10 protein-coding genes and 1 pseudogene are annotated in these 6,895 nt (G+C 75.0%); 10 read left to right on the top strand and 1 reads right to left on the bottom strand.

Going from position 1 to position 6,895, the window contains the following annotated elements; all coding sequences use genetic code 11:
• Positions 1–18: 18 nt before the first annotated feature.
• A complete protein-coding gene (locus ABZ495_RS36585) occupies positions 19–732 on the bottom strand; it encodes an HAD family hydrolase (protein ID WP_359840294.1) in 714 nt (237 codons plus the stop codon).
• A gap of 114 nt (positions 733–846) precedes the next feature.
• Here ABZ495_RS36585 and ABZ495_RS36580 point away from each other — a divergent pair, with 114 nt between their 5' ends.
• The 10 genes and pseudogenes from ABZ495_RS36580 (at position 847) to ABZ495_RS36535 (ending at position 6,829) form a co-directional block, all read left to right on the top strand.
• The gene (locus ABZ495_RS36580; protein ID WP_359840292.1) at positions 847–1,863 is read left to right on the top strand and encodes an SDR family oxidoreductase; all 1,017 of its coding nucleotides are present in this window, start codon (positions 847–849) and stop codon (positions 1,861–1,863) included.
• A gap of 169 nt (positions 1,864–2,032) precedes the next feature.
• A complete protein-coding gene (locus tag ABZ495_RS36575; RefSeq protein ID WP_352295463.1) occupies positions 2,033–2,401 on the top strand; it encodes a low affinity iron permease family protein in 369 nt (122 codons plus the stop codon).
• A 166-nt stretch (positions 2,402–2,567) separates the two neighbouring features.
• Positions 2,568–3,098, top strand: coding sequence for a hypothetical protein (locus tag ABZ495_RS36570; protein ID WP_359840290.1), 531 nt, complete (start codon positions 2,568–2,570; stop codon positions 3,096–3,098).
• A gap of 77 nt (positions 3,099–3,175) precedes the next feature.
• Positions 3,176–3,346, top strand: a complete 171-nt coding sequence (locus ABZ495_RS36565; protein ID WP_359840288.1) for a hydrophobic protein — start codon at positions 3,176–3,178, stop codon at positions 3,344–3,346.
• A 222-nt stretch (positions 3,347–3,568) separates the two neighbouring features.
• Positions 3,569–4,045: a ferritin-like domain-containing protein gene (locus ABZ495_RS36560; RefSeq protein ID WP_352295512.1), complete on the top strand. Its 477-nt coding sequence runs from the start codon at positions 3,569–3,571 to the stop codon at positions 4,043–4,045.
• Between the two features lie 102 nt (positions 4,046–4,147).
• Complete coding sequence (locus tag ABZ495_RS36555) at positions 4,148–4,408, top strand: DUF4235 domain-containing protein (RefSeq protein WP_329485633.1); 261 nt, start codon at positions 4,148–4,150, stop codon at positions 4,406–4,408.
• Positions 4,409–4,469: 61 nt separating this feature from the next.
• Positions 4,470–4,691, top strand: a complete 222-nt coding sequence (locus ABZ495_RS36550; protein WP_359840286.1) for a hypothetical protein — start codon at positions 4,470–4,472, stop codon at positions 4,689–4,691.
• Positions 4,692–4,825: 134 nt separating this feature from the next.
• Positions 4,826–5,023, top strand: a pseudogene (locus tag ABZ495_RS36545) (hypothetical protein); the annotation flags it as partial.
• Positions 5,024–5,471: 448 nt separating this feature from the next.
• Positions 5,472–5,789 carry a hypothetical protein gene (locus ABZ495_RS36540; protein WP_359840285.1) on the top strand — a complete coding sequence of 106 codons (318 nt, stop codon included), beginning with the start codon at positions 5,472–5,474 and terminating at the stop codon, positions 5,787–5,789.
• The gene (locus ABZ495_RS36535) at positions 5,786–6,829 is read left to right on the top strand and encodes an iron-containing redox enzyme family protein (RefSeq protein ID WP_359840283.1); all 1,044 of its coding nucleotides are present in this window, start codon (positions 5,786–5,788) and stop codon (positions 6,827–6,829) included. Before ABZ495_RS36540 ends, ABZ495_RS36535 begins: the two co-directional genes overlap by 4 nt.
• Positions 6,830–6,895: the final 66 nt, after the last annotated feature.

Below are 6,895 nucleotides of genomic sequence, written 5' to 3'. Positions count from 1 at the left end.
GACCGGTGCCACCGGCGCCTACCTCATGGTCCGGGGCGACGGCGTGGTCGCGGTGTCCAACGCGTCCAACGCGGTCGTCTGGTCCACCGGGCCCGCCAGCCCCGCCAGCAGCGCCGCCACGTCCTCATGGACCTCCAGCGCCCCGGCGGCCCGCAGGTCCCGTTCGCTCCAGCCGCCGGACAGGACGGCGACGCACGGCACCTCGGCGGCCGCCGCGGCCTGCACGTCCCACGGGGTGTCCCCGACGAAGACCGCCTCCTCGGGCCGCGCACCGGCCTTGTCGAGCGCCGCCCGGACGAGGTCGGGGGCGGGCTTGCTCGCGTCGACGTCGTCCGCACCGGTGACGGCGGCCACCACGTCGTCCGCGTCGAGGACGTCGCGCATCACCGCGAGGTCCCGCCCGGAGGCCGAACTCGCCAGCACCACCGTCCAGCCCCGCGCGGCGACCGCGCGCAACAGCGCGGCCGCCCCGTCGAAGGGCCGCAGCACGGGCCAGAAGCGGGCGTAGAGCGCCTGGTGGGCCGCGCTCAGGTCACCGTCCCCGGACCGGTCACGGTCCCGGCCGAGGACGTGGTCGAGCAGCTGGTCGCCCCCCATGCCGATCGACGCGTGGATGCGCGCCATCGCCGGAGTGTGCCCGTACTGCGCCAGCGCCTCGGCCCAGGCGAGGGTGTGCAGGTAGTTCGTGTCGAGGAGGGTGCCATCGACGTCGAACAGCGCTGTCGGTGCCATCGGGCGCCTCCTGTCCGTCACGGTTCGCTCCGCCGCCGACGCTACGGCGGCCCCGGGCCGAACGCGACCGGGCCGGGCGCGTTTGACCTGCGCGGCGCCGGACAGACGACGGTCATGACTGCATTGAGGCGCACCGAACGGGTCGTGGTGGTGACCGGCGCGAGTGCCGGAATCGGGCGCGCCTGCGTCCGGGCCTTCGCCGAGCGGGGCGACCGGCTCGCGCTGATCGCCCGCGGCCGGGCGGGCCTGGAAGCGGCGGCCGCGCAGGCCCGGGAGGCCGGTGCCACGGTGATCACGATCGAGGCCGACACCGCCGACCCCGACGCCGTCGAGGCCGCCGCCGAGCGCGTCGAGAACGAACTCGGCCCCATCGACGTGTGGGTGAACGACGCCTTCACCTCCGTGTTCGCGCCCTTCACCGAGATCACCCCGGAGGAGTTCCGCCGCGTCACCGAGGTCAGCTACCTCGGCTACGTCTACGCCACCCGCAGCGCCCTGCGGCGGATGCTGCCGCGCGACCACGGCACGCTGGTGCACGTCGGTTCCGCGATCGCCTACCGGGGGATCCCGCTGCAGAGCGCCTACAGCGGCGCCAAGCACGCCCTGCAGGGGTGGCACGAGGCGCTCCGCTGCGAGCTGTTGGCCTCCGGTACCGCCGTGCGGACCACGATGGTGCAGATGCCGGCGGTGAACACCCCGCAGTTCGACTGGGTGCTGTCGCGGCTGCCGAACCGCGCCCGGCCCGTGGCCCCGATCTACCAGCCCGAGGTCGCGGCCCGCGCCGTGCTGCACGCCGCCGACCGGCCACAGCGGCGGGAGTACTGGGTGGGCGGCAGTACGGCGGCCACCCTGCTGGCCAACGCGGTCGTGCCCGGGCTGCTGGACCGCTACCTGGCCCGGACCGGCTTCGACTCCCAGCAGACCGACCGCCGCCGCCGCGACGACGAGCCCGCCAACCTGTGGCGGCCCGTCGACGCGAGGGAGGACCACGGCGCCCGCGGCCGCTTCAGCGACAGCTCCCACGACCGGAGCCTGCAGTTCTGGGCCACCACCCACCGCGGGCCGCTCGCCGCCGCGGCGGTCGCCGGCCTCGCCGTCGGCCTCGGCCTGTACGCCGGGCGGACGCGATGACGGGCGCGCGGGGCACGGCGCCGCGGCGCTCGTGGCGTCCCCCGGCGCGTCCCTCCGCCCGAGCCGTCCCGCCCGCCCGCTTCGGTGAGCCCGGGACGGTGGCCGGGCGACGGGTGGGCCCGCGTGCCGTCGCCCGTGTCCGCGCACGGCGGGTGATAGGCAGAGGGGCATGACCCTCTCACACCCCGCCGCCCGGAGCGACGGTGCACGCGGGCGGTTCGAGCGGCTCGCCGAGGCCGCCTCCAACCTCACCAGCTCCCCGGCGTTCTCCGTGTTCTGCGTCCTGCTGGTGGCCGCCTTCGTCGCGGTCCACGCGGCCGGACTGTCGACGGAGTGGCAGATCCTCGTCGGCGACACCATGACCGCGATCACCCTGCTCCTGCTGGCGCTGCTCAAGAACGCCGAGCGCCGCGCCGAACACGCCATCCAGCGCAAGCTCGACGCGATCGCCGCCGCCCTGCTCGAACAGCACGAGGGCCACGAGGGCGAGGCCCACCTGGCGCTCCGCGAGGCCATCCGGATGGAGGAGCGGCTCTGAACCCCCGCCCGGTCCGGGCGGCCACCGCGCCCCCGGCCCGCCCGCCGGGCGGAGCCCCGCAGCGAGGGGCACCATGGGAGGCGTACCGCCGTTCGGCCCGGGCGCCCGCGACGCGGTCGCGAGGCACGCGAGCGCCGACCCGACAGACCCTCGCCCTGGAGGTCACGTGAGGTCACCTCAACTCCTGGCCCAGCCCCTGGGCGTCTACCTGAACGACCACCTCACCGGAGCGTTCGGCGGCGCCGCGCTCGCGCGCCGGATGGCCGACTCCCATGCCGACAGCCGGCGCGCCGCCGAACTGCGCGAGCTGGCCCGGCAGGTCGAGGAGGACCGCGACGAACTCGTCCGCATCATGAACCGGCTGGGCGTACCGGTGCGGCACTACCGCACCTGGCTGGGCATCGCCGGCGAACGCATCGGGCGGCTCAAGCCCAACGGCACCCTGGTCCACCGCGCCCCGCTGTCCGACCTGGTCGAGCTGGAGATGATGCGCACCGGGGTCGCGGGCAAGACCGCCCTCTGGCGCGCGCTGCGCGCCATCGCCGACGAGGAGCCCCGCCTCGACCGCGACGACCTGGACCGGCTCATCGCACGCGCCACCGACCAGGCCCGCACGCTGGACGGCTGGCACCGCCTGGTCAGCGCCGAGGTGCTCGCCGGGGGCGGCGCCGGATCCGGCGGGCCGTCGCCGCTCTGAACGCGGGGGCGTGGAACTCCGAACCGGGGGAAGACGCCTGCCACCACTGGTGACACCGACCTTGGAGGCTGTTCGGGATGGTTCCTCTGCTGCTCGTCCTGCTGCTGGTCCTGATCCTCTTCGGAGCCGGATTCGCGCTGAAGGCCCTCTGGTGGGTGGCCGTCGCGGTGCTGGTCATCTGGCTGCTCGGCTTCGTCGCGCGCGGCGCGAGCAGTTCGGGCGGCCGGGGCCGCTGGTACCGCTGGTAGACCTCGGGCCCGGCACGGGGCGCGGCCCGCCGCGCCCCGTGCCGGGCCTTGCCGCGGCCTTGCTGCGAACCGGTGGTGTCCGGAACGGGTGGGAATGTCCTCGCCCGTCCGGGGGAAGACGTGGCCCGGACCGTCCTTCCCCCGACCCCTTGGGAGTGCACTGTGGCAGGCGACGACTTCGTCATCGACGTGAGCCGGATCCGGGACGAGGCCCGGAAGAAGATGGCCGAGGGCGCGGTGACCAGCACCTACGGCCTCGACACCGAGAAGGTGATCGCCGTTCTGAACGACGTGGTCGCCACCGAGGTGGTCTGCTGGCTGCGCTACACGCGGCACGCCATCTCGGCCACCGGCATCGACCGGGCCCAGGTGGCGGCCGAGTTCACCGAGCACGCCGCCGAGGAGATGCAGCACGCGCTGCGGGCCGCCGGACGCATCGCGCAGCTCGGCGGCGAGCCCGACTTCGACCCCAGCACGCTCGCCAGTCGTGCCCACACCGACTACACCACGCCGGACGAGAAGGACCTCACGGCGATGCTGGAGCACAACCTACTGGCCGAACGCATCGTCATCTCCACCTACCAGGAGATCGCCCGCTGGCTCGGGGACCACGACCCGACCACCCGCCGCCTCATCGAGTCCATCCTCGAAGAGGAGGAGGAGCACGCCGACGACCTCACCGACCTGCTCGCCATCTGATTCCCGGCCGGGGGGCCGCCCCGGTGGATTGGCCGGCCCGCCGACGGACAGACGCACAGCATGGAACGGCCGACGGCGGTCGTGCGATCCGGGGAGACTGCGATGATCAAGATCCTCTACAAGCCGCTCGGGCTCCTGTTCGGCGTTCTCGGCGGGCTGATCGCGGGGGCCCTGTTCCGGCGCCTGTGGGCGCTCCTCGGACACGAGGAGGACGCTCCGGAGGCCACCGACCAGGAGCGCACCTGGCGGGAGGTGCTGACCGCGGCCGCCCTGCAGGGAGCGCTGTTCGCCCTCGTGAAGGCGGCGGTGGACCGCGGCGGCGCGGTCGGCACCCGCCGCCTGACCGGCACCTGGCCGGACTGACCCGCGCGGCCCGGCGAAGCCGCCCGGGCACGGGCCGCCGGCGACACAGGAGGGCAGACCCATGAAGGAGTTCGACCGCGAGCGGGCCCACCGGAAGTCCGAGGACCTCTCCCACCTCAAGGACGAGGTGGACGAGAAGAACACCGAGCACATCGATCGGGCCCGCCAGGGTCCGGGCGACGGCGGTGACCGCTCCGACGGCGGTGACCGCTCCGACGGCGGTGACCGCTCCGAGGACGGGGACGGCGACGCCGCCGAGCAGGCGTCGCGGCGGAGCGTCTGATCCGACCGTCCCCGCCCCCGGCCCTATCGGGCAGGGCCGGGGGCGGTCGGCATGTTAGGGCCGCGGTGGGCCGGGTAGACGAGGCCCAGCGAGGGGAGGGCACGGGGGCCGAACGGACCGAAGGGACTCCCGACATGCTGCTGCTCGGACTTCTGCTGATGGCCGCCGCCGGCGCGTTCACCGGCCTGCTGATCGCGGACAACCTCAATGGCGGGCCCGACTACCAGGTCTCCGTCCTCGGATCCGACCTGGTGACGCTCAACAGCCTGGCGATCTTCCTCGCCGGGGTGGCGCTCGCCCTGCTCTTCTGCCTCGGACTGGCTCTGATCGTCCTCGCCCGGCGGACCCGCCCGGTGCGGCTCGGCGCCCACCGCAGGGGCCGCCCGGAGGGCTACCCCGCTCCCGTCGAACCCGTCCCCTCGCGGCCGGTCGCGCCCGCGACGCCCGTCCAGCGCGACGACCCCCGCCGACCGGCCGACCCGGCCGGCCGACCCGAGCCCCAGACCTACGCGCTCGACCCGCAGGCCCTCACACAGGAGCAGCAGGCCTACCCGCCCGAGCCGCAGACCTACGCGCGCGACCCGCGAGCCGCCGCGCCCGAACAGCCGCAGGAGGAGGAGCGGACCGCCGAGCCCGGACGGGGCGGCCGGATCCGGCACCTCTTCGGCCACTGACCGCGTCCTGGTGATCCACGGCAGGCCACGATCCGCAGGTTAGCCGGCCCGCATCGCGGGCACCCGCACCGGCGGACGTGAACGGCTATGCGAGGAGACAGACGCGATGGAGCGGCGGGACCAGGTGGCGTTGGCCGGAGTCGACGGCGGCACCGGCGGTACGGGCAGCCACGGTCGCGAACTGGTGGTTCTGGCGCGACGGCTCGGGCTCGGGCTGCGCAGCCGGGGCTGGGAGATGGTGCGCGGGGTACGCCCGCGCACGGTGCTGGGCCTGGGGCTGGCCTCGCTCGCAGTGCTGGCGGTCGGGTTGCTGCCCGCACCGGCGACGGTCTTCTGGGCGTTCACCGGCGGCTGGGCGCTGATCCTCGCGGCGTCCTTCGCCGTGCTGCGCCTGTGCGCCGAGGGCCACCGGAGCGGACGGTGAACGCCCTGCCGCGGTCCCGCGGCCCGCTCTCCGAGGCGGTGCTCGACCTCGTCACCGCCGGACCGCCCGCTGCGGGGCGGCTCCTGACCGAACCGGGCCCGCTCACCGACCCGTGGGGCGAGGACCACCAGCTCGCCCTCCACCTCTGCTACGAACTCCACGACCGGGGCCTGCCGGGCGTCGACCCCGAGTGGGAGTGGGATCCCGGCCTGCTCGCCCTCCGCCGCGACCTGGAGCGGGCCTTCCTGGCGGCTGTGCGCGCCGAGGTGGAGCCCGTACGGCCGCTGCCGGAGGCGCTGGAGAGCCTGCTGACCGAGCCGCCGGACGGCTCCGGGCCCTCGCACTTCCTGCTCGCCGAGGGCGAGCGCTGGCAGGCCCGTGAGTACCTGGTGCACCGCTCGGTCTACCACCTCAAGGAGGCCGACCCGCAGCTGTGGCTGGTGCCCCGAGTGCACGGTCCGGCGCAGGCGGTCCTGATGGCGATCGCCTACGACGAGTACGGCGCCGGGCGCCCGGACCGCGCGCACGCGCTGCTGTTCGCGCGGATGATGGCCGACCTGGGCCTCGACCCCGAGTACGGCCATTACATCGACCTGGTCCCCGCGCCCGCGCTGGCCGTGGTCAACCTGATGATGCTCTTGGGCCTGCACCGGGCGCTGCGCGGCGCGGGGGTCGGCCACTTCGCGGCCCTGGAGGTCACCTCCTCGCCCGGCTCGGCTCGGCTCGCCACCGCGCTGGAGCGGCTCGGCGCGGGGCCGGACGGCACGCTCTTCTACCGCGAGCACATCGAGGCGGACGCCGTCCACGAGCAACTGGTGCGGCGTGGTGTGGTCGAGGAACTGGTCTCCGCCGAGCCCGGGTTGGCGGCCGACATCGCCTTCGGAGTGGCCGCCGCCGGGGCGGTCGACGACCGGTTCGCCGCCCATCTGCTCGACCACTGGCGGGCCGGCCGCAGCTCACTGCGCTCACCCCTGCCCGACTTCCCCCTGCCCGACTCGCCCCTGCCCGGCGGCGTCGGCGCGGCCCCCTCCCGCGGCTGAGCCCTCCCCGAGCGAGCCCTCTCCGGCGGCGCGCTCCCCGACCGGGACCGAGTCCGGCCGGGGAGC

The organism is Kitasatospora sp. NPDC005748 (assembly GCF_040630735.1).
Taxonomy (GTDB): Bacteria; Actinomycetota; Actinomycetes; order Streptomycetales; family Streptomycetaceae; genus Kitasatospora.
This window is presented reverse-complemented; position numbering and strand designations above follow the sequence as displayed.

Bases quoted from the DNA above. Each gene is read 5' to 3' on its own strand.
- ABZ495_RS36575 (WP_352295463.1), top strand. From the start codon at position 2,033: ATGACCCTCTCACACCCCGCCGCCCGGAGCGACGGTGCACGCGGGCGG.
- ABZ495_RS36540 (WP_359840285.1), top strand. From the start codon at position 5,472: ATGGAGCGGCGGGACCAGGTGGCGTTGGCCGGAGTCGACGGCGGCACC.
- ABZ495_RS36555 (WP_329485633.1), top strand. From the start codon at position 4,148: ATGATCAAGATCCTCTACAAGCCGCTCGGGCTCCTGTTCGGCGTTCTC.
- ABZ495_RS36580 (WP_359840292.1), top strand. From the start codon at position 847: ATGACTGCATTGAGGCGCACCGAACGGGTCGTGGTGGTGACCGGCGCG.
- ABZ495_RS36560 (WP_352295512.1), top strand. From the start codon at position 3,569: ATGGCCGAGGGCGCGGTGACCAGCACCTACGGCCTCGACACCGAGAAG.
- ABZ495_RS36565 (WP_359840288.1), top strand. From the start codon at position 3,176: ATGGTTCCTCTGCTGCTCGTCCTGCTGCTGGTCCTGATCCTCTTCGGA.
- ABZ495_RS36550 (WP_359840286.1), top strand. From the start codon at position 4,470: ATGAAGGAGTTCGACCGCGAGCGGGCCCACCGGAAGTCCGAGGACCTC.
- ABZ495_RS36585 (WP_359840294.1), bottom strand. From the start codon at position 732: ATGGCACCGACAGCGCTGTTCGACGTCGATGGCACCCTCCTCGACACG.